The organism is Catenuloplanes nepalensis, assembly GCF_030811575.1.
GTDB classification, from domain to species: Bacteria; Actinomycetota; Actinomycetes; order Mycobacteriales; family Micromonosporaceae; genus Catenuloplanes; species Catenuloplanes nepalensis.
Genome location: NZ_JAUSRA010000001.1, coordinates 4495106 through 4514509, shown reverse-complemented (window position 1 = coordinate 4514509; position 19404 = coordinate 4495106). Strand labels below are relative to the sequence as shown.

The 19404-nt window shown below is 74.1% G+C and carries 15 protein-coding genes; 6 read left to right on the top strand and 9 right to left on the bottom strand.

Annotation, left to right across the window (positions count from 1 at the left end; genetic code table 11):
• The first annotated feature begins 18 nt into the window (after positions 1-18).
• On the top strand, positions 19-774 hold the full coding sequence (locus J2S43_RS19435) for a TetR/AcrR family transcriptional regulator C-terminal domain-containing protein (RefSeq protein ID WP_306831191.1): 756 nt from the start codon (positions 19-21) through the stop codon (positions 772-774).
• On the opposite strand, the gene J2S43_RS19430 is transcribed toward J2S43_RS19435, so the two are convergent.
• The 3 genes from J2S43_RS19430 to J2S43_RS19420 form a co-directional block, all read right to left on the bottom strand.
• Positions 761-2005: a (Fe-S)-binding protein gene (locus tag J2S43_RS19430; protein ID WP_306831189.1), complete on the bottom strand. Its 1245-nt coding sequence runs from the start codon at positions 2003-2005 to the stop codon at positions 761-763. The genes J2S43_RS19435 and J2S43_RS19430 overlap by 14 nt on opposite strands.
• A 110-nt stretch (positions 2006-2115) precedes the next feature.
• Entirely contained in the window at positions 2116-3492 is a 1377-nt protein-coding gene (locus tag J2S43_RS19425; protein ID WP_306831187.1) for an FAD-binding oxidoreductase, read from the bottom strand.
• Between the two features lie 46 nt (positions 3493-3538).
• Entirely contained in the window at positions 3539-4987 is a 1449-nt protein-coding gene (locus tag J2S43_RS19420; protein WP_306831185.1) for an FAD-linked oxidase C-terminal domain-containing protein, read from the bottom strand.
• A 78-nt stretch (positions 4988-5065) separates the two neighbouring features.
• Between J2S43_RS19420 and J2S43_RS19415 the strand changes: the two genes are divergently transcribed.
• Positions 5066-6547, top strand: a complete 1482-nt coding sequence (locus J2S43_RS19415) for an Nramp family divalent metal transporter (RefSeq protein ID WP_306831182.1) — start codon at positions 5066-5068, stop codon at positions 6545-6547.
• Between the two features lie 61 nt (positions 6548-6608).
• Here the strand turns inward: J2S43_RS19415 and J2S43_RS19410 are convergent, their stop codons facing one another.
• The 3 genes from J2S43_RS19410 to J2S43_RS19400 form a co-directional block, all read right to left on the bottom strand.
• Entirely contained in the window at positions 6609-8258 is a 1650-nt protein-coding gene (locus J2S43_RS19410; RefSeq protein ID WP_306831180.1) for a glycosyltransferase family 39 protein, read from the bottom strand.
• A gap of 76 nt (positions 8259-8334) precedes the next feature.
• Complete coding sequence (locus J2S43_RS19405) at positions 8335-8697, bottom strand: DUF1304 domain-containing protein (protein WP_306831177.1); 363 nt, start codon at positions 8695-8697, stop codon at positions 8335-8337.
• Between the two features lie 11 nt (positions 8698-8708).
• Positions 8709-9677 carry an NAD(P)H-quinone oxidoreductase gene (locus J2S43_RS19400; protein ID WP_306831175.1) on the bottom strand — a complete coding sequence of 323 codons (969 nt, stop codon included), beginning with the start codon at positions 9675-9677 and terminating at the stop codon, positions 8709-8711.
• 39 nt (positions 9678-9716) lie between these two features.
• Here J2S43_RS19400 and J2S43_RS19395 point away from each other — a divergent pair, with 39 nt between their 5' ends.
• The gene (locus tag J2S43_RS19395; RefSeq protein WP_306831173.1) at positions 9717-10628 is read left to right on the top strand and encodes a helix-turn-helix transcriptional regulator; all 912 of its coding nucleotides are present in this window, start codon (positions 9717-9719) and stop codon (positions 10626-10628) included.
• Between the two features lie 190 nt (positions 10629-10818).
• Positions 10819-11361 carry an NlpC/P60 family protein gene (locus tag J2S43_RS19390; protein WP_306831171.1) on the top strand — a complete coding sequence of 181 codons (543 nt, stop codon included), beginning with the start codon at positions 10819-10821 and terminating at the stop codon, positions 11359-11361.
• Positions 11362-11373: 12 nt separating this feature from the next.
• Here J2S43_RS19390 and J2S43_RS19385 read toward each other — a convergent pair whose 3' ends face one another.
• The gene (locus J2S43_RS19385; RefSeq protein WP_306831168.1) at positions 11374-13692 is read right to left on the bottom strand and encodes a zeta toxin family protein; all 2319 of its coding nucleotides are present in this window, start codon (positions 13690-13692) and stop codon (positions 11374-11376) included.
• 126 nt (positions 13693-13818) lie between these two features.
• Between J2S43_RS19385 and J2S43_RS19380 the strand changes: the two genes are divergently transcribed.
• A complete protein-coding gene (locus J2S43_RS19380) occupies positions 13819-15825 on the top strand; it encodes a P-loop NTPase (protein WP_306831166.1) in 2007 nt (668 codons plus the stop codon).
• Positions 15826-16006: 181 nt separating this feature from the next.
• Here the strand turns inward: J2S43_RS19380 and J2S43_RS19375 are convergent, their stop codons facing one another.
• Together J2S43_RS19375 and J2S43_RS19370 are read right to left on the bottom strand one after the other, a co-directional pair.
• Positions 16007-16894, bottom strand: a complete 888-nt coding sequence (locus J2S43_RS19375; protein WP_306831164.1) for an AraC family transcriptional regulator — start codon at positions 16892-16894, stop codon at positions 16007-16009.
• A 56-nt stretch (positions 16895-16950) separates the two neighbouring features.
• Positions 16951-18525 carry a CDP-glycerol glycerophosphotransferase family protein gene (locus J2S43_RS19370; RefSeq protein WP_306831162.1) on the bottom strand — a complete coding sequence of 525 codons (1575 nt, stop codon included), beginning with the start codon at positions 18523-18525 and terminating at the stop codon, positions 16951-16953.
• A gap of 171 nt (positions 18526-18696) precedes the next feature.
• Between J2S43_RS19370 and J2S43_RS19365 the strand changes: the two genes are divergently transcribed.
• Positions 18697-19365 carry a (2Fe-2S)-binding protein gene (locus J2S43_RS19365; RefSeq protein ID WP_306831161.1) on the top strand — a complete coding sequence of 223 codons (669 nt, stop codon included), beginning with the start codon at positions 18697-18699 and terminating at the stop codon, positions 19363-19365.
• The last annotated feature ends 39 nt before the right edge of the window (positions 19366-19404 follow it).

Genomic DNA, 19404 nt, shown 5'->3' with positions numbered 1-19404 from the left:
TGAGTCAGATCTTGGAGAATGGGTACCGTGAACCGCCGCGCTCCCGACCCCGCCCGCACGCTCGCGCTGCTCTGGGGCGCGCACCGGCACGAGGGCCGCAGCGGCCTCAGCGTGCGCACGATCGTGGCCGCGGCCATCGAGATCGCGGACGCGGAAGGGCTGGAGGCGGCCGTGATGCGCCGCGTCGCCGAGCACCTCGGCGTCGGCACCATGTCGCTCTACACGCACGTGCCAGGCAAGGCCGAGCTGACCGCGCTGATGGCCGACACCGTGCTCGGCACGCTCTACACCACGTCCACGCCGGCCGCGGCCGGGGACTGGCGCGCGGGCCTCCGGATGATCGCGCACGAGAACTGGGCGCTCTGCGACCGTCACCCGTGGCTGCTCGCGGCGATGGACGGCCGCGGCGAACTCGGGCCGAGCGTGATGCGCAAATATGAGCTGGAGCTGGCCCCGCTCGACGGCATCGGCCTCACCGACGTGGAGATGGACTCCACGCTCACCATGGTCCTGGTCTACGTCGAGGGCGTCTGGCGCACCCGCCACTCACTGCGCCGCGCCCAGGAGCGGAGCGGCCAGACCGACGCGGAGTGGTGGCAGAGCACCGGCCCGATCCTGGAGCGCGTGATGGCCGGCGGCGGGCAGTTCCCGCTCGGGGGCAGGGTCGGCACCGCGGCCGGCGAGCAGCACAACGCGATGCTCGACCCGGTGCACGCGCTCGAGTTCGGCCTCGACCGGATCATCGACGGGGTCTCCGCGCTCATCGCCCGTTGATCGACTCGTCCAGGATCTCCACGGTGTGCGCGAGGCGCGGGGGCGGTGTGTCCCTCCTCTTGAACGCGTCCGCGATCTGCAGCAGGCAGCCGGGGTTCGCGGTGACCAGCACGTCCGCGCCGGTCCGCGCGATCGCGTCGGCCTTGCGGTCGCCCAGCTCCATCGCCGGGTCCGGGTGGAGCACGTTGTAGACCCCCGCGCTGCCGCAGCACATCCCGCCGTCGCCGATCTCGCGCAGCGTCAGGCCGGGGATCTGCTGGAGCAGCCGCCGCGGTGCGGTTCTGATCCCCTGCGCGTTGGCCAGGTGGCAGGCGTCGTGGTAGGCCACCGTGATCGGCAGCGGACGCCGTTCCGCCACCGGGCCGAGTTCGTGCAGCAGCTCCGCGACGTCCACGACCCGGAACGGGGGCTCCTCGCCGAGGATCTCCCGGTACTCCTTCAGCGCGGAACCACACCCGGCCGCGTTCGTCACCACGACGTCGACGTCCTTGAAGGCTTTCATGGTTCTGCGGGCGAACCGGCGGGCCTCGCGGTCGCGGCCGGTGTGCAGGGACAGCGCGCCGCAGCAGCCCTGCCGCCTCGGGGTGATCACCTCGACGCCCTCGGCCGCCAGCACGCGCGCGGTCGCGGCGTTCACGCCCGGGAAGAACTCACGCTGCACGCAGCCGGTCAGCATGCCGACGCGTGCGCGGGTCGTGCCCTTCGCGGGCGTGCGCGCCGGCAGTCGTTCGCGGGTGGGCCGTTCGGGGCGCTCCGGCGCCAGGCGGGCCAGCATCGCGAGTCGCGGCACCAATCGTCCCAGCGGCGCGTCCCGTGCCATCAACCTTTCCAGGCCCATCGCACGGTACGCGGTGAGGGGCCCTCGCAGCAGCCGCAGCCGCCCGGGGCGGGGGAAGAGGGCGAAGATCAGGCCGCGCAGCAGCCGATCGGCCAGTGGGCGCCGGTGCTCGTCCTCGACCTGCGCGCGGGCCGCGCCGATCAACAGGTCGTAGCGCACGCCCGACGGACAGGCCGGCACGCACGCCAGGCAGCCGAGGCAGGCGTCCAGGTGCCCGGTCAGCACGTCGTCGGCCGGCGCCCCTTCGATCAACTGATCGATCAGGTGGATCCGCCCGCGCGGCGAGTCCATCTCCTCGCCCCACAGCTCATAGGTCGGACACGCCGGCAGGCAGAACCCACAGTGCACACAGTCCCCGACCAGCCGCGGATCCGGCCGCCGCCCCTCACTCATCGGCACCTCCCTGTGTCCCGGCGACCTGTCTCGGCGCGTGGCGCGTGGGTAGCTCACCGGCGGGCGATGTGCGCCCGGAATTCTGGCCTACAGCGCGAAGGCGACGCATCTCAGATGCCGCCGACGAAACGGCCGGGGGAGAGGCGGTGGGCGGGATCGAACTGGGCCTTCACCCGGCGCATCAGGTCGAGCGCGGGGACCGGGCCCCACACGTCGACCGCGTCACGGACGGCGGCGGGCGCGTCCAGCACGATCGCGCCACCGCCGTGCCGCGCGCACACCGTGCGCAACCTGGCCAGCGCGGCGGCGACGTGTTCGGGCGTGGCCATGGCGCGCTCGCCCGGTCCGGGCCCGAGCATCGCGGTGAGCACGCCGGCCGCGGCGGAGCCGGACACCGCGGCGCCGGCGTCGCGGGCGGCGGAGAGCACGGCGGGGAGGCCCGAGCGGACGAATGTCAGCCGCAGCAGCGTGCCGCCGCCCGTCGTGCGGAGATCCTGCGCGGCAGGGGCCTGCGCGGCAACAACCCGCGCGGGGAGGCTGTGCGCGGGGAGATCCGGCGCGGGCAAACCGTGCGCCGGTAGGCCCTGGGTCGGGAGCGTGCCCCATCCGGGTGGTGCATCCGCGCGCACGTGCACCTCCTCGGCGCCGGTTCTTCGGAGCAGGTCGCGCACGGCCGCGGCGCGTGCGGCGACGCCGGCCGGTGCGCCCTCGACCAGCACCACGACCGCGCCGGTGGCCGGGCCGGCCGCGTCGTCGTGCGGCGGGGCGGGGAGGTGGAGCTCGATCGCGGACGGAACGAGCTGAGCGGCGGCGACCGCCTCGATCAGGGGCGCGGCCAGGGACGGGCCGAGGACCGGGGCGGTGACGAACGCGCGGGCGGCCGGGAGCGGACGAAGACGGAAGATCAGGCGGGTGAGGACCGCGAGCGTGCCGTAGGAGCCGCACATCAGGCGGCCCAGGTCGTACCCCGCGACGTTCTTCACGACCCGGCCGCCGGAGGACGCGGGCGTGCCGTCCGCCCGGACCACGGAGATGCCGATGATCTGGTCCTTGATCGGGCCGGCGAGCAGGCGGGACGGGCCGGAATGGCCGGTCGCGACCGTGCCGCCGAGCGTCGCGCCCGGCGTGGGCGCGTCCACGGCCAGCCGCTGCCCGGCCGTGGCCAGCCGCCGTTGCACGTCGGCCACGCGCGCCCCGGCCTCCGCGATCAGCACCAGGTCGCCGGCCGCGTGATCGACGATCCGATCCAGCCCGGACAGGTCCAGGACCAGGTCGGCCCGGGCGGGCGGCAGACCCCAGTGCAGCCGCGTCCCGCCGCCGCGCGCGACCACCGCGAGATCGTGCGCGGCCGCGGCCCGCAGCACGTCCGCGACCTGCGCCGCGTCGCCCGGGCGGGCCACGTAGGCGGCGCGTACCCCGGCCACCTCGTCGGCCGGGCCGGCCCGCTCACAGACGTCACCCAGCGCGTCCAGCGCGTCCCGTGTCATCGCCGGCCCGCCGGCATCGTGAGACCTCCGTGCCGGTCCGCCGGCATCAGAAGACCTCCGCGCCGGCCGGGCGCTCGGACGCCGCGTGATGCTTGCGCGGGACCTCGCCGCACAGGCGCGGCGTCGGGAAGATCTTGCCGGGGTTGGCGATGCCGGACGGGTCGAACGCGCAGCGGACCAGCTGCATCGTGTCCAGGTCGGCGTCGGTGAACATGCGCGGCATGTACCTCGCCTTGTCGACGCCGACGCCGTGCTCGCCGGTGATCGAGCCGCCGTGCGTGACGCACAGGTCGAGGATCGCGCCGCTGACGTCCTCGGCCCGCCCCTCCTGGCCCGGTACGGCCGCGTCGAACAGGACCAGCGGATGCAGGTTGCCGTCGCCGGCGTGGAACACGTTCGCCACGCGGACGCCGGTGTCGGCGGAGAGCCCGGAGATCGCGCGGAGCACCTCGGGCAGCGCGGTCCGCGGGATCACGCCGTCCTGCACGATGTAGTCCGGGCTGATCCGGCCGACCGCGGCGAACGCGGACCGGCGGCCCTTCCAGATCAGCTCACGCTCCGCGTCGTCCGCCGCGATCCGCACCTCGGTCGCGTCCGCGCAGAGCCGCGTCACCGTGGCCAGCTCCGCGTGCACGTCCGCGGCCGGCCCGTCCAGCTCAATGATCAGCACGGCACCCGCGCCGGCCGGATAACCGCAGGCCACCGCGGCCTCTGCGGCCTCGATCGCGAGCGCGTCCATCATCTCGATCGCGGCCGGCACGATCCCGGCCGCGATGATCGCCGAGGTGGCCGCGCCCGCGTCGTCGGTGCCCGGGAACGCGGCCAGCAGCGTGGTCACCGCCTCCGGATCGCGGGTCAGCCGCACGGTCACGGACGTGACCACGCCGAGCGTGCCCTCCGCGCCGATCACGGTGCCGAGCAGGTCGTAACCCGGTGCGTCCGGCGCCTCGCTGCCCAGCGTGACCAGGTCACCGGCCGGCGTGACCAGGTCGGCCGCGACCACGTGCCCGGCCGTGAACCCGTACTTCAGGCAGTGCGCGCCGCCGGAGTTCTCCGCCACGTTGCCGCCGATCGAGCAGATCTGCCGGCTCGACGGGTCCGGCGCGTAGTGGTAACCGAACGGCGCCGCCGCCCGCGTCACATCCAGGTTGATCACGCCGGGCTCGACCACCGCCCGTTCGTCCTCCGGCCGCACGGCCAGGATCCGCCGCAGCCGCGACGTGACGATCAGGACGCCCTCCGCGTGCGGCAGCGCGCCACCGGACAGCCCGGTGCCGGCCCCTCGGGCGACGAACGGCACGCGATGTCGTGCACACGCGGTCACGACCGCGGCGACCTGCTCCGCGGTCTCCGGAAGAACCACCAGCCCGGGCACGACCCGGTGGTGCGTCAGGCCGTCGCACTCGTAGGTCCGCAGCCGCACCCGGTCCGTGATCACCGCGCGCTCCGGGAGCAGCGCGCGGGCGTGCTCGGTGACCGCCGCGAGCGCATCCATGACGGTCACGTTACCCGCTCATTGCGATCGTGAAGGCTGATCCACCACTATGGATTCCTGTCGCTCCGGGAGGCCCCGATGAGCTCGTACCAACTCGGCGTCAGCCGTCCACCGCTCGGCGTCCGTGACCTGCCCGAACCGGAGCAGGTCTTCGGCGTACCCCGGCTCGGCCCCTGGCAGGTGGTGAAGTTCGCGATCGGGCCCAGCCTGATCGCGCTCGGCATATCGATCGGCAGCGGCGAATGGCTGCTCGGCCCGCAGGCGGTCGGCCAGTTCGGCTTCGTCGGCGTCGGCTGGGTCATCCTCGTCTCCGCCGTGCTCCAGACGTTCTACAACGTCGAATGTGCGCGCACGGTCATGGCGACCGGCGAGGCCCCGGTGGTCGCCTGGGGTCGGGTGCCGCCCGGCGTGTGGCTGTGGGTCCCGCTCTCCGTCGCCGTCGTCATCTTCGCGTTCATCGCCGGCGGCTGGGCCGCCTCCGCCGGCCAGGGCGTCTACGCCCTGGTGCACGGCACGCCACCACCGGCCGGCGCCGAGGAGCCGCGGCTGTGGGCGATCGCGCTGCTGGTCCTCGTGTTCGTGCTGACCGCCTCCGCCCGCCGGATCAGCCGTACGCTCGAACTGGCGAACTGGGTCATGGTCGGCACGATCCTGGTCGCGCTGCTGATCGTCGACCTGCTCGTGGTCCCCTGGGACATCTGGTGGGAAGGCATCCGCGGCCTGGTCACACCGGCCGCCCCGCCCGCCGGCATCACCGCGACCCAGCTCGGCGGGCTCGCGGGCTTCACCGCGCTGGTGAGCGGCCTGAACTGGTACGTGATGGGCCACTACCGCGACAAGGGCTACGGAATGGGCTACCACACCGGCTTCATCTCCGGCCTGCGCGGAGGCGGCGGTGGTCTGCGCGACGTCGGCATGACGTTCCCGGACGACGATCTGAACCGCGGCCGGTGGCGCCGCTGGTACCGGTTGCTGCTGCTGGACATGTGGGGCGTGTTCTTCGTCGGGGCGCTGCTGGGCATGCTGCTGCCGACGATCCTGATGGCGTACGCGGTGGAGCTGGCCGGCGAGAAGCCCACGGCGGCGAACGTGCCGACGTTCGTGGCGGCCGCGCTCGACGAGACGTATGGGCGCGGCGCGTTCTACGTGGCGCTGGCCGTGGGCGTGCTGATCCTGTTCAGCACGCAGCTGGGCATCTTCGAGGGGATGGTGCGGGTCGCGACGGACGCGGCGCACGCGACCAGCCCTCGGCTGCGGAAGCTGGTGGAAGGGGATCCGCGGCGGTTCTACTACCCGTTCATGCTCACGTTGCTGGTGATCATCTCGGTGGTGCTGCATCTGGCGGTGCCGGTGAACCTGGTGCAGTGGTCGGCGAACATGTCGAACCTGGGTGCGCTGTTCTATCCGTTCCTGCTGATGTATCTGAACAGCAGACTGCCGCGGGTGGCGCGGCCGCGGCCGTGGCATTACGTGCTGCTGGTGGCGAACGTCGTGTTCTTCGGGTTCTTCTTCATCAACTTCGTCGCCGATCTGGTGGGGGATCCGCTGGTGACGTTCTGAACGGCCCAGCAGTGATCGGTTGCGTTCGAGGCGGGCCCTGAACGCAACCGATCAGCCCACGTCAGTACAGCGTCACCAGCGTCATGCAGTTCTCCTGTCCCGGCGCCGAGGGCTGCGGGTTCAGCGTCACCACCCACGCGTGACTCTCGCCCAGGTCGATCTCCTCGGTGATCGTCCCCAGCCGCTGGAGCTGCGCCAGCAACGCCGCCGGCGTCTTCGGCTCCGTCCGGATCCCCTGGTAGACCAGCAGCCGCCGGTACCCCGCGACCGCCGCGTCCAGCTTCCCCGGATCGCAGTCCGCCGCACTCGACGCCCGCACGTAATGTCCCGGCCGCAGGACACGCGGCTTCGCGTACCAGACGATCGCCGGCGCGGACGAGATGGTGACCAGCACCAGGTCGCCTTCGCGCTTCCGCTGGCTGATCCATTCGACGCCGCCCCGGTCGTCCGTCGTCAGCGTCTCAGTCACCGGTCGCCCGGCGTGCGCGACCTGCGGCGCCACCACCAGCCCGGCGAGCGTGACCATGACCAGCGCCGCAAGCCCGCCGGCGAGCGCCGGAAGGCGTCCCCGCGTACCCTCGGCGGCTTGTGGTTCGCCTGCGACCGCGGGACGGAACCAGGCCGCGGCACGTGGGAACGGCGAGGCCGCGGCGCGGAAGGCGGCGTCGGCGGCGATGGCGACCAGCGTCAGCATGACCGGGGCGAGCCACAGCGCGAGGCGGCTGCCCATCGGCACGGCCCGGACCGCACCGTAGATCAGGGCGGAGATCAGCGGCGCGGCCAGCAGCCAGCCGGCGGCCGGGCGGCGCCGGAGCGCGAGCAGCAGGCCGGCGAGCAGGGCGAGATAGAACAGGACGGACACGAATCCGGCGGGTACGTGCAGCGGCTCGATCGCGAGGGCCTCCGGGCGGGCGGCGGCCCACTCCAGCAGCTGGCCGACGTTCGGGTGCTCGGGCGGGAGCGCGCCGCGTTCGGTCCAGAACGGCTTCAGGTGGGGCTCGCCGGTGGTGGCGGCCAGTCCGGCGAACCAGTGCACGGCGAACGACGCCAGCCAGACGAAACCCCAGGCGGCGGCGCGGAGCGCGGCGAGGAAGCCGTCGCGGCGCCAGATCGCGAGGACCAGGACCAGGGCGAAGCCGGGGGTGGCCAGGATCGCGGACATGCTGAGCCAGGACGAGACGAGCGCGGCCAGCCAGAACAGCGCGGCGGGCAGCCAGCGGCGGGTGGTGGCGGTGGCGGAGCGTTCGAGCGCCCAGAGCGCGATGCCGGCCAGCATCAGCACGAGCGTGGCGTCGGCGGAGTACTGCTTCAGCTCGGCGGAGTAGCGGATCAGCGACGGCGAGATCGCGTAGAGGCCGACGAGCGTGACCGCGCCGGCCGGGCCGAGCCAGCGGCGGGCGATCAGCCAGGCGACGATCAGGCCGGCGATGCCGAGGAGCAGCGGGACCAGGCGGAGCGCGCGCTCGCCGTCGCCGAACAGGACCCGGGTGATCCGGACCAGCCACAGCCAGGCGAGCGGCGCGCTCTGGTTGTACATGAGTTCGCCGGTCAGCTCGCCGAAACCGGACTCCCGGACGTTGATCGCGATCATCGCCTCGTCGAGCCAGAGCGAGGCGTCCTGCGTGTAGTGCCAGAGGCGCAGGACCACCCCGGCGAGGACCGCGACGAGCGCGATGTCGGCGGGCCGCAGGAGACGGCGGGCAGGAGTCACGGCGGGGGACGTTACCGGTCCGGAGCGCGCCGCCGTGCCCCGGGTGTGATCATCCGGGGCACGGGGTTCGCGGCCATCAACCGGCCAGCAGCACCAGGACCAGGCCGAGCGCGGCCGGCACCGCCTGCACGAACAGGATGCGCCGGCTGACCGTCGCCGCACCGTAGAGACCGGCGACCAGCACACAACCCAGGAAGAACAGCTTCGCCTGGTACGCGGTGGTGCCGTCGGCCAGCAGCGCCCAGACCAGCCCGGCCGCGAGGAAACCGTTGTAGAGGCCCTGGTTCGAGGCCAGCGTCTTCGAGGCCTCCGCGAACTCGGGCGTGGTGCCGAAGACCGCGCGCCCCCGGGGCCGCGCCCACAGCACCATCTCGAGCACCACGATGTAGAGGTGGATGACGACGACCAGCCCGACGACGACGTTCGCTGCGATGTTCACGTCGCTGCACACTACTTCCACCGGGTCAGCACGATCTTCCCGACGTGCTCCCCGGCCTCCATGACCCGGTGTGCCTCCGCGGCGTCGGCCAGCGGCAGCACACGGTCGATCACCGGCCGGATCGCACCCGCCTCGATCAGCGGCCACACCTGCCCGGCCACGCCACGCACGATCCGGGCCTTGTCCGGGCGGGAGCGGAGCCGCAGACCGGTCGCGGTGATCGACCCCCGCGCCCGGAACAGCGCCATGAAGTCCAGCTCCGTCCGGGTGCCGCCGTGGAATCCGATCGTCATGATCCGGCCGTGCGGCGCGAGCGAGGCCAGGTTCCGCGCGAGATGGTCCGCGCCGACGATGTCCAGCACCACGTCCGCGCCCCGGCCGCCGGTGTGGTCGCGCACCGCGGCCGCGAAGTCGTCCGTGGTGTAGTCGACGACCAGGTCCGCGCCGAGTTCCCGGACCCGGTCGTGCTTCGCGGACCGCGCCGTCGCCACGACCGTCGCGCCGAGCGCCTTGCCGAGCTGCACCGCGAACGTGCCGATACCGCTCGCGCCGCCGTGCACCAGCAGCGTCTCGCCGGCGCGGAGACCGGCGATGTCGACCACGTTCGACCAGACCGTGCACGCGGCCTCCGGCAGCGACGCGGCCTCCGGCAGGGACAGCCCCGCGGGTACGGGCAGGAGCTGGCCGACCGGGACGGCGACCCGCTCCGCGTACCCGCCGCCGCCGAGCAGCGCGCAGACGCGCTCACCCAGGCGGTCGTCCGGCACTCCGGCCCCGGCCGCGACGACGGTGCCGGCACACTCCAGCCCGGGATACTCCGGCTCGCCCGGCGGCGGGGGATAGAAGCCCAGCCGCTGGCCGATGTCGGCCCGGTTCACCGCGGTCGCCGCGACGTCGACCACCACCTCACCCGGACCCGGCACCGGATCGGGCACCTCGGCCAGGACCAGCGACCCGTTTTCGATTTTCATTGCCTGCATGCGATGAGCCTGCGCTGACCGGCGTGCCGCGGGCGTACCGTGGCGTCTGCCGTTCTTGTCCGATCGTCTGGCGGGGGTTCCATGTACGGCCGCTTCGTCGCCCACGGCCCGTGGGCCTTCGCCGCGGCGTCCCGCTCCACGCTCTGGATCATGCGGGTCGCGGAGGGCCACGTCGCGGTCACGGCGAGGAGCGACGGCCGCACCGTCGAGGCGTCGGCCGGTGATTACCTGGTCATCCGCGACGACGACGAGTTCGTGCTGGCCGACCGGCCGGTTCCGGCCGGAGGAGCCTGCCCCACGGCCGCCACGCCGGTCGTGCGCGGCCTGGCCCGGCACGGCGATGCCGGCCCGCGCACCGACCTGCGGGCGATGACGATCGAGACGACCGCCCGGCCGGTACGGCCGGGGCTGCTGCCCGCGGTGCTGCGCCTCACCGTCGACGCTGCCGCGTCCGCCGCGCTCGAGGCGACGTTCGCGCTGCTGGAGCACGAGCGCGACCGCGGCGAGCCCGGCGCCGGTCCGGTCACCGACCGGCTCGCGGACGTGCTGGTCACGCACGCGCTGCGGGCCGTCGCCGCCACCACCGCGACCCGGCCCGCGACGCTGCTGCCGCTGTTCGACGATCCGGGGCTCGGCCGGGCGGCGCGCGCGATGCAGGAGGATCTGGCGTACCCGTGGACGGTGGCCGCGCTGGCCCGCGAGGCCCACATGTCCCGCGCCGCGTTCGCCGCCGAGTTCCGCGCGGCGACCGGCGAGACCCCGCTCGCCCTGCTCCGCCGCTGGCGCCTCTGCCAGGCGAAACGCCTGCTGCGCGAGACGACGCTGACCCAGACCGAGATCGCCCTCCGGGTCGGCTACGACTCCGCACCGGCCCTGAGCCGCGCCTTCACCCACCAGGAGAACATCGCCCCCGGCCGCTGGCGCCACCGGATCAACGCCTCGCCGGACTGAACCGACTGTCCCCTCCCACCGGCTGGACCCGGTCAGCTCCTCGTCCGTCATGTCGCGGGCATCGATGTCCAGGTGAAACCGGCGGCGCGGTAGACATGGCGCCGCTGTGGACGGATACGCCACCGAGATCTCCACCGAATTCGCGTAACGGGCCGGTGGGGCGTCCGGGCGGCTGGCAGCATCAGCAGGGGTGAACCGACGACGACTCCTGCTCGCCGTGCTCGGCGCCGTGCTCGCCCCACCCGCGGCGCCGGCCGCCGGGGAGGCCTCGACCGTCGTCTACGGCGGGCGCATCACCCGGGCCACCGTGCTCGCCCGGGCCCACGACTGGCTCCGCCGCGGCGTGCCGTATTCGCAGCACAACGCGCGTACCCGATGGGATCTGAATCGCGGTCGCCGCTATCGCCCGGACTGCTCCGGCTTCGTCTGCATGGCCTGGGCGGTCGACAGCCGCGACCCCCGCTACGGCCGCGCCCTGACCACGTGGGAACTCCCGCGCGTGGCCGACCCCATCGCCTGGTCCGCGCTGCGGCCCGGCGACATCCTGCTCCGCACGAAGAAGAACCGGCGGCGTGACCACGTCCGGCTGTTCGAGGCGTGGGGCGACCCGGCGCACGGCACCGTCACGGTCATCGAGTCGAGCGGCAAGGCCGGCGGAATGCGCCGGAACCGGGTCGTCGTCGCCCGTGCCGCCCGCCACTACCGGCCGTACCGGTACCGCAAGATCGTCTGAGGTGGTACGCGGTCAGGTGCGCAGGCGCGTGAGGCGCTGCATGGCGACGGCGTAGGCGCGGTCGTCGCCGAGCTTGAGCGCACGGTCGACGACGCGGCTCCAGGCCGCGTGCGCGGTGGCGCGGTCGCCGGTGGCCAGCGCGAGGTCGCCCTCGATCTCGTCGAGCTCCGGATCGTACTGGGTGGTGCCCGCGACCGCCTCGCGCGCGGCGGTCAGCGCGGTACCGGCCGCGGGCAGCCAGCCCAGCGCGAGCAGCGCCTTCGCCCGGACGGTGGCGACCCGGCCGGCGTTCCGGCGGTCCGCGGTGTGCGCGGCCGCCTCGTCCGCCGCGGCCAGCGCGTCCCCCGGAAGCTTCGCCTTGACCAGCACGTTCGCCAGCATGCGGGCGTGGATACCGCGCGAGTAGGACCAGTCCGCGGCGCGGTCGGCCTCCAGCGCGGCGCGCAGCAGCGCGACCGCGGCGGGCAGATCGCCGGACTGCTCCGCGAGGCGGGCGCGGAACTCGGCCAGCGAGGCGTCGAACCGTACCGTGTCCAGGCCCCGCGCCCTGGCCTCGGCCAGCAGGTTGTGCGCGGCGTCGAGCAGGTCGGCGGCCTCGGTGAGACGCCCGCGCAGCAGCGCGATCCGGCCGCGCGACGCGGTCAGCCGGGCCTGGGCGAGCGGGTCGCCGAGCGCGGCGGCGGACGCGACGCCGTCCCGGAACGCGGCGTCGCAGCGCTCGTGGTGGCCACGGTGCAGGTGCAGCACCTCGAGCGTGCCGCACAGCCGCAGCACGTCGTGGTGCCGGCCGCGGTGGTGCGCCTGCGCGGTCAGCGCGAAGAGCGTGCCGGCCGAGGCGGCCAGCCAGTCCAGCGGGGGTACGGGCAGCGGCCATTCCGCGTCCGGCGGCACCGGGTAGGCGCGCAGCCGGTCGGGCCGGGTCAGCGCCACGTCCGCGGCGACGCCGAGCGACACGTGATGGCCGAGCAGGCGCAGCAACGCGCCGTCCACATCGGAGGGAGTCGGCAGCAGATGTGCACGGCGGCGGACCAGGCTGAACAGCCGCAGCCGGCCGTCCGGCGCGCGATCCAGCAGCGACAGGTCGTCCAGCTCGGTCAGCGTCGCGACCGCGAGCGGGCCGAGCAGCGCGGTGGCGCCGTCGCGGGTGAAGCCGTCGCCCGGATAGCGAGTGAGCAGTGCGAGCCCGTCGCGGGACGACGCGGACAGCGCGCCGATCGCCCGCGAGACCATCAGGTCCAGGAACTCGTCGCGGTCGCCGGTCGTGCGCAACGCCGCCAGCTCGGACGCGAGCGCACCCGGCTCTCCTGACCGTCGGCTCAGCCGGGCGGCGATCTGCTGGATGCCGTAGGGCATGCGGTCGGCCGCCTCCAGCAGGCCGTGCGCGGCCTCGGGCTCGGCGGCCAGCATCGCCGGGGAGACGCGCGCGGCCAGCATCTCCCAGGCGCCGTCCGGGTCGAGGCCGCCGAGCGCGACGATCGCGCGCGGCCGCGCACGGCGGAAGTCGTCGCCGAGCCGGCGCGTGCTGACCAGCACGCGGGCCGCGGGCGACACGGCGACCAGCGGCGCGATCTCCGCCTCGCCGCGCGCGTTGTCCAGCAGCAGCGTGTGCCGGCCACGCGCGAGCAACTGCGGGTAGCGCGCCGGGTCCGCCGACGGCAGGCCGAACTGGCGGAGGATCTCGCACCGGGCCGCGTCCAGGTCCAGCTGGTCGCCGAGCCGCAGCGCGTCGTCGTCGAGGTCCAGGTAGGCGACGCCGCCGTCCGCGACGTCCGCGGCCACCCGCCGGAGCAGCGCGGTCTTGCCCGCGCCCGGCGCACCCCCGACCACCCACACACCGGGCGCGGCCAGGCGCGCTCGGGCCTCGGCCCGGTCATGAAAAGCCATCGGATCCGGCGACGGTACGGCCGGGGGTGGGACCCCGCCGCCCGGCAGCGCGGCCGCGATCGCCTCGGCCAGCGCGGGATCGGCCGCGATCGCCCGCTCGATCTCCGCGGCCAGCGCGGCCACATCGCCCGGCGAGGTCAGGCCATCGGCGGCCGTCACGCCGGTGGTCCGCGAGCCGGCATGAGCGGCTGTGACGCGAGAGCCCGTGTCAGCGCCGGTAGCGTCGGCCGCCCGCCGCGTGGCCTCGCTCGCGTCGCCGCGGGCGCTCTCGTCCGTACCCCCGAGGATTTGATCTGGTGTGTCGCCGGCAGCGCGGCGGGAGAACCACGGGATTCGGTTCTTCAGCAGCGCCATCAGCCGGCCCGCGCCCGTGACGGACGCACCCAGCGCGGCCGCGACGACGGTGCGGGCCGCCTCACTGGCGAGGATCGCACCGATCTCGATCACCGGAACACTCCCGAATTTCGATCTTCAGGCACCAACAGTGAAGCGACGCTAGCACGCAGTGGAGGACATAGCGCCCGTCGTGGACCGGACAGTGGCGAAGCGTGCATGATCAATACACTCGGGACGGTGGAGACGACGCAGACGCTCGGCGCGTGGATGAGCCGCGGCGACGGGCACGTGGGGCGCGCGGTCGAGCTGCGCTGCTTCCGGGAGGCGCTGGACGGCACCGGCGAGCCCGTGATCTTCGTGCACGGACCCGGCGGCATGGGCAAGAGCACGCTGTTGCGGCGGATGGCCGCGGACGCCCGGGGCCGCGGCCGCACCGTGATCCGGATCGACGGCCGTGACGTGGAGTCACCGGCCCGGTTCGAGGCGGAGGCCGCCGGCGCGCTCGCCGACCCGCGCGCGGTGCTGCTGGTCGACACGTTCGAGCGGTGCCGTGGCCTGGAGGCGTGGCTGACCGCCCGGTTCCTGCCGCGGCTGCCGGACGGCGCGCTCGTGGTGCTGGCCGGCCGCCGCCCGCCGCAGCCGCGCCACTGGTCCGACCCGGGCTGGTCGGCCGCGATGCGCGCGCTCCCGCTCCACGACCTGCCGCCGGCGGACGCGACCGCGCTGTTGCGGCTGCACGGCGTACCCCCGGAGCGGTGTGCCGCTCTTCTGAACTTCGCCGGCGGTCACCCGCTCGCGCTGCGGCTGGCCGCCGAGGTGGCACGCGCGCGGGCCACGCCGGACGAGGCGTGGACGCCGCACCGGGACGTGGTCGGCGTGCTGCTCGGCCGCCTGGTCGGCGAACTCCCGTCCACGGTGCACCGGCGCGCGCTCGAGGTCTGCGCGCACGCGATGGCGACCACCGAGGAACTGCTGCGCGCCGCGGTCGGCGACGACGCCGCCACCATGTTCGAATGGCTGCGCCGCCAGCCCTACATCGAGTCCGGCAAGCACGGCCTGCGCCCACACGACCTGGTCCGTGACCTGCTGGAGACCGACCTGCGCTGGCGCGACCGGGCCGGCTACGACGCGATGCAGGCGCGGGTGCGCAAACACCTTCTCGCGCGGGTACGCCGTGCGTCCGGCCCGGCCGAGCTGCCCGCCCTGGCCGCGCTCACCTACCAGCACCGCCGCCACGCCATGCCCGGCTGGGTGACCTGGCGCGACGAGGCCGACGTGCACGAGGACACCGCCGGCCCGGACGACCACGACGCGATCATCGCGTTCGCGCGGCGCGCTGAGGGCCCGGAATCCGCGGAGATCGCCCGCTACTGGCTGGCCCGGCAGCCGGCCGGCTTCCGCGTGCACCGGCTGCCGAGCGGCGAACCGCGCGGCTTCATGGCCTGGCTGCGCCTGACCGCACCCGACCCGGCGGACCTGGCGGCGGACCCGGTCGTGGCCGCGGCCTGGGCGCACGTGCGCGCGGCCGGCCCGCTGCGCGCCGGCGAACACCTCGGCGTGGCCCGCTTCACGATCGACCCGACCGGATATCAGCGCCCGTCACCGGTCACCGACCTGGTGCAGCTGCGCGTCTGCGCACACTGCGTGCGTGAGGAGCGGCTGGGCTGGTCCTTCGTGGTGATCGCGGACCGGGCGTTCTGGACACCGCTGATGACATACCTCGACCAGCATCCGATCCCGGCCGAACCACGCGTCGACGGGCACGGCTACACGCTGTTCGGCCACGACTGGCGGGCGATGCCGGTCGACGCGTGGTTCGCGCGCAACACCCAGCAGATGCGCCTCGGCCCCGCCCTCCCACCGGCCGGAAACGACCTGGTGGTGCTGTCCCGCGACGACTTCGACACGGCGGTCCGCGAGGCGCTGCGGCAGCTGCGGCACCCGTCCGCCCTCACGGCGAGCCCGCTCCGGCGCACCCGCCTGGCCGTCTCGGCGCCGCTGCACGACGTCCTGCGCGCCGCGATCGACGCGATCGGCCGCGACCCGCGCCTGGCGAAGGCCCACCGGGCGGTCGCGGCCACGTTCCTGCACGGCGCACCGACCCAGGAGATCGCGGCCGCCCAGCTCCACCTGCCCCTCAGCACCTACCGCCGCCACCTGGCGGCCGGGATCGAGGCGGTGTGCGCGCATTTGTGGGCCCTGGAACTCCGCGACTCCCCGGGCCACGCCGGTGCGCGAGACTGAGGCGGCGTCAGCCGACGTCCACACCGAGCCGCTGGATCGCCTCCCGGGCGCGGTGCGCCGGCTGCGCTGACGATGGCGGTAGATCGCCGGTCCTGACGACCCGGAGTGAGGCGACGGACGACACCGGCGGATCGTACCGCCGGCCTGGCCGGACGGTGCGTGGCGCCCGGCCGCGCCGGGGTCACTGGACGGGCTGGACGATCTCGGTCTCCCAGGTGGCCGGGTCGGGGTTCTCGCCGGGATCGGTCAGGTAGGTCTCCCAGGGGGCTCCGGTTGCGGAGAGGCCCTGGTCGCGGATCCACTTCTCGATGTCCTGGTAGGACTCGGGCAGGGTGTCGTAGGGGCCGCGATGGACGGCGACGACCGCGCGGCCGGCCGGGACGGTGAGAAGCTCGATGCCGTCGCCGGGTGGGGTGGGTGGCGGTGCGGCGACGGTGATGCCGCCCTCGATGACGAGGGAGCCCATGCCGACCTCGGGGTAGCGGGCGAACGGCGGCCCGGTGATGGCCAGCCCGTTCCGCTGGGCGTAGTCGAACACGGTCGGCAGCGTAGCGGCGAGCGTAGCGGCGATCTCGTCGCGGGTGACCCGGCGTCGCATCACGAGCGCGTGGAACGCGGGCTGGTCGCGGAGTTCGATGTCGAGCGGCACGGCGGGTTTCCTCTCGGTGCTGCTGATGCGGTAAAGGCCGAGGCAGGGGGCGGTCGACGTGGTCGCCGAGGCGTGCGCGGCGGCGATCTGCCGGCCGCCGACGTGCAGACCGCGCACACGGTACGCCCGGGGGCTGCGCCCGAGGTGCCGGGTGAACGCCCGGGTGAAGACCTCGTTGCCGGCGAACCCCTGGTCGGAGGCCACGTGCGCCACCCGGCGGTCGGTGGACACCAGCTGCGCGGCGGCGCGGGCGAGCCGGACCCGGGTCGTGTACGCCTTCGGCGTCTCGCCCAGCAGCCGCCGCAGCCGGCGATGCAGGTCGAACCGGGACCGATGCGCCCATCTCGCCAGGACCGGCAGCGAGACGTCCTCACTCAACCGGGCGTTGACCAGGGCCAGAAGCCGGAGCAGTTCAGGCACGGAAGCACGGTAACAACGATCCGGCCCTCGGAATTGACGATTCTTGCGCTGTCCCGCTAGTCGGAGGAGGTGACCGGGATGAGGCGGTCGCCGATGCGGAAGACGTCAGTTCGCAGGCCGGGTTGCCGGAGGCGCAGGTAGGCGAGGGATGCCAGCAGGGTGGGGTCGCAGCCGTCGGCGGTGAGCGTGGTCGTGGGGCCGGTGCGGGGAACGGCGTGGCAGTGGCCCTCGCGGTCGGTGGTGGTGACCAGGGCGACGGAGGGCCAGGTGGCGAGCAGCGCGGCGGCGTCGTGGCGGGAGGCAGTGTGGATGATCGTGGCGCCGGCGAGCTGGCCGTGGGTGGCGTGCCGGAGATCGGCGAGGGTGTGGCGGTGATCGGCGGGCTCGCGTTCCGGGGGCGAGGGCAGCGTGGCCGGGAAGCGGCGCAGGGAGGCGATGCCGTCGGTGATCGGTGCATCCACGACATATGCCGATATTGCCGAATCGGTGCTGACCGGCGCGGGCGGCGGCGGCAGCTCGGCCGGAGTTGCGGGCTCGGCGAGGTCGAGCAGGCGGTAGATCAGGGAGCGCAGGCGTGGGGCGCAGGTGCCGGGGGTGTCGACGGCGGGGGGTACGGCGTACCCGTGCGGGATGGTTTTGATCTGGGGCAGCAGGTCCCGGTCGGGTGCCAGGCGCGGGGCGGTCGTGAGCAGGTCCGCGATCGCGGTGTCCGGCACCACGGTGGGGCCGCCGGGGGTGAGCAGCAGCGGCTTGCCGAGCAGCGCGGCGTAGAGGGAGAGCGAGCCGGCGTCGGAGACGACCAGGTCGGCCGCGGTGAGGGTGGCCTGCCAGCCGGACTCGGGCGGGATGACGCGAACGCCGGAGGCGGTGGCGCGGGAGAGCCAGGCGCGGACCTGCCAGGGGCCGTGGGCGGACCAGATGCCGGGGTGCAGGATGGCGGCGATCGCGTACTCGTCGACCGGGAGCGCGGCGGCGAGCCGTTCCGGCAGGTCGGGAAACCGGCCGAGTAGCGAGTCGGGACCCCAGGTCGAAGCCAGGACCGCGAGGGTACGGCCGCGGGCGCCGAGCGCGGCCCGAAAAGCGGGGACGCGGTGGCGGGCGGCGAGCATGCGGTCCAGGCTGGGGTCGCCGACCACGACGGCGTGCGGGACCGCGGGTGGGCACGTGGTGGCCAGCAGCGACAGCTCGTCCGGGTGGGTGAGTGCGATCGCGGCCGGGACGACGCGGCCCTCGTGCACCAGCCGATCCGGGTTCATGCCGGAGATGGTGGTGCCACCCGGGTAGTACTTGTGGAAGCCGAGGCCGTGGGGGATCAGCAGGATCGGGGCGTCGAGCTCGTGCAGGCGGTCGTTCTCGCTGGCGGCGATGGCCAGGTCGAAGCGGGTGGCGGCCGCGTCGGACCAGGAGATGACCGGGGCCTGGAGACGGTTGAGGAACTCGGCGGTGCCGGCGGCGAAGATCGGCGGGTGGTCCGGGTCGTGCGTGAAGACGGTCTGGATCCGGTGGTCGGCGGCGGTGAGCGTGAGCACGTCCAACAGGCGGCCGAGCGTGGTCCCGGTCCGCACCACCACGAGCAGCGTGCGGGCCGGCGCGACCGTCGCCCACGCCGGCGGAACGAGAACCGCGTTCATGAGCGACCCGGCGACCCGGCGACCCGGCGACCCGGCGACCCGGCGACCCGGCTGATTGTTCAACGATTCAGTGGGGTCGATGGCAGCGGGCACCCGAGAACGGTAACCGACCTCAACTCGCCGCCAACGTGCCCTTCGAGGGTGGACACGGCGTTCTGTTAGGGTCCCGGCATGCTCGGGGCCGGCGAGATCGCGACCGCGGTGGCCCGGGTCTCCGGCGGTAACCCGTTCTTCGGCATCGGTCTCGGGCCGCTTCCGGACGCGCTGCCGATCGAGGACGCGGTCGCGGCGGTCGGCGCGTGGGCGCGCACGGACGAGCCCCGGGTCGCGGCGTCACTGACCGTGCTCGGCTACTCCGCCCGCCTGGTCGGCCCGGTGCTGGCGCTGCTCACCCGCGCGGGCATCCTGCTCGACCTGACCGCGGTGAGCTGTGCGTATGCGCCGGGCGCCGGCTTCCGGCTGTCGCTGGACAACCCGTCGGGAACGCGCGGTGCCGGTCTCGAGGCCGCCTGCGGCGCCGCGCTGGTCGCGCACCTTTCCACGATCATTTCGAGGGTACGGATGGTGGCCCCCGCCGCGCCCGCACTCCTCTGGGGAAACGTGGCGTCCGGGATCGCCGGCACCATGCGTCAACTGTCCCGCGAGGCCCCGCGCTCGGACTGCCGCCGGATCCGGGACGCGGTGCTCGCCACCGTGCCGCTCGACTCGGCCGGCGGGTTCGACGCACGCGACGCGTACACCCGGCGCAGTTGCTGTCTGTATTACCGCCTCGGCGGCGGCACCTGCGGCGACTGCCCGCTGCCGGCGGACATCGGCTCCCGCGTGCACCTCCCTGGGTGATCCAGGCGTTGTTCATGGCGCAAGAACGACGTGAACAAC